The sequence below is a fragment of the Sulfuricurvum sp. RIFOXYD12_FULL_44_77 genome, from assembly GCF_001830725.1.
In the GTDB taxonomy this organism is placed as follows: Bacteria; Campylobacterota; Campylobacteria; order Campylobacterales; family Sulfurimonadaceae; genus Sulfuricurvum; species Sulfuricurvum kujiense_A.
Genome location: NZ_MIBU01000042.1, coordinates 1 through 2,070, shown reverse-complemented (window position 1 = coordinate 2,070; position 2,070 = coordinate 1). Strand labels below are relative to the sequence as shown.

At 58.0% G+C, this 2,070-nt stretch carries 1 protein-coding gene; it reads left to right on the top strand.

Annotated features, from left to right (window positions below):
- On the top strand, positions 1 to 2,070 hold a 2,070-nt coding region (locus A2517_RS02035), incomplete at both ends, for a heavy metal translocating P-type ATPase (RefSeq protein WP_294893702.1).

The following is a 2,070-nucleotide window of genomic DNA, read 5'->3' as shown; positions in this document are numbered from 1 at the left end:
GATGTTGTCTGCGGGATGGAGGTCTCTCCCTCCACCCCCTACCGAAGCGATTATAAATCTCAACATTTCTTCTTTTGCTCCGCACACTGTCAGCACACATTTGAAGAACACCCCGAACACTACCTCCCCTCCGAATCCGTAAACGTATCGTGTCCCACCGGCAGCTGTGCGCTCGATTCTCGCATCTACACCTGTCCGATGCATCCCGAAGTGGAGCAAAAAGGGCCGGGGATCTGTCCGAAATGCGGGATGGCACTGGAACCTAAATCGATACAGATAGAGGAAGATACCTCCGAAGTTGATGCGATGATGCGCCGTTTCTGGATCAGCACGATCTTCGCCTCCGTTGTGTTCATCAGTGCGATGGGTTCGATGTTCCTGCCGCATACCTTTTCCGCAATCATCACCCCCAAAACGGCTCAATGGGTCGAGATGCTCCTCTCCATCCCCGTCGTGTGGTGGAGTGGATCGATTTTTTATGTGCGCGCGTGGGAGTCGATCCAAAACCGAAGCCTCAATATGTTCACCCTTATCGCGCTGGGGACGGGGAGCGCATGGATCTACAGTGCGGTTGCCGTCCTTTTCCCCTCACTTTTTCCCGAAAATCTCTCCATGCACGGGGTTATCCCCGTCTATTTCGAAGCCGCTTCGGTTATCACCGCATTGGTATTGCTCGGGCAGGTGCTGGAGCTGCGCGCCCGCAGCCGAACCAACGATGCGATCCGTCTTTTGCTCGGACTCTCGCCGAAGAGCGCGCACCGTATTAATCCCGATGGGAGCGAAGAGGAGGTCTCCATCGACGCGATAGAGATCGGTGATCGCCTCCGTATCCGACCAGGTGAGAAGATTCCTGCAGACGGTATCGTGACCCTGGGGGAGAGCCACGTGGATGAGTCGATGGTGAGCGGCGAGCCGATCCCCCTCTCCAAAAAAACGGGCGACCGCCTGATCGGTGCGACGATCAACACCACCGGAGGTCTTGTGATGGAGGCGCAGAGAGTCGGAGCCGATACGCTCCTTTCCCAAATCGTCTCTATGGTATCGCAGGCGCAGAGAAGCCGCGCCCCGATCCAAAAAACGGCTGATCGTGTATCGGGGTATTTTGTCCCTGCGGTTATTGCGATTTCTGTTGTGACCTTTATCTTCTGGTATTTTTTCGGCCCCGAACCCTCGCTGGGGTATGCTCTGGTCAATGCTGTCGCGGTGCTGATCATCGCCTGTCCGTGCGCTCTGGGGCTGGCTACACCGATATCGATCATGGTGGGGACGGGGAAGGGGGCGACGATGGGTGTCCTCATCAAAAATGCCGAGGCGCTGGAGATGATGGAGAAGGTCGATACCCTCGTCGTGGACAAGACGGGGACTCTCACCGAGGGTAAACCCAAACTTGCGACGGTCATTGCCATAGAGGGGTGGGCGGAGAGTGACGTTATCCGATTCGCCGCCTCGCTGGATAGAGGGAGTGAACATCCTCTGGCACGCGCGGTCGTGAACGGCGCACAAGAGAGGGGGATAGCCTTGAGCGAAACGGCTCAGTTTGCTTCCCTAAGCGGCAAAGGGGTCACCGGGGTGATCGAGGGACGGAACGTTGCCCTCGGAAATATCAGACTTGTGGAAGAGCTGGGGATGGATGCATCAGGACTCTCTGCGAGAGCAGATGCTCTGCGCCGCGAGGGGATGAGCGTGATGTTCCTTTCCGTCGATGGAGCCATAGCGGGTATCCTCGGGGTCGCCGACCCGATCAAAGCAACCACCGCTCAAGCGATCCGCGACCTGCACGAAGAGGGGATCACCGTCGTCATGCTCAGCGGGGACAGCCGCATCACCGCTAGAGCTGTCGGAGCGATACTAGGGATCGATCGGGTGGAGGCGGAGGTGCTTCCTCAGCAGAAAGCTGACGTAATAAAACAGCTCCAAGCGGAGGGGCATATCGTCGCGATGGCGGGGGACGGGATCAACGATGCACCCGCACTTGCTCAGGCGCATGTGGGGATCGCGATGGGGAGCGGAACCGATGTGGCGATGGAGAGTGCGGGGGTCACTCTGGTGCAGGGTGATCTGCGGGGGATC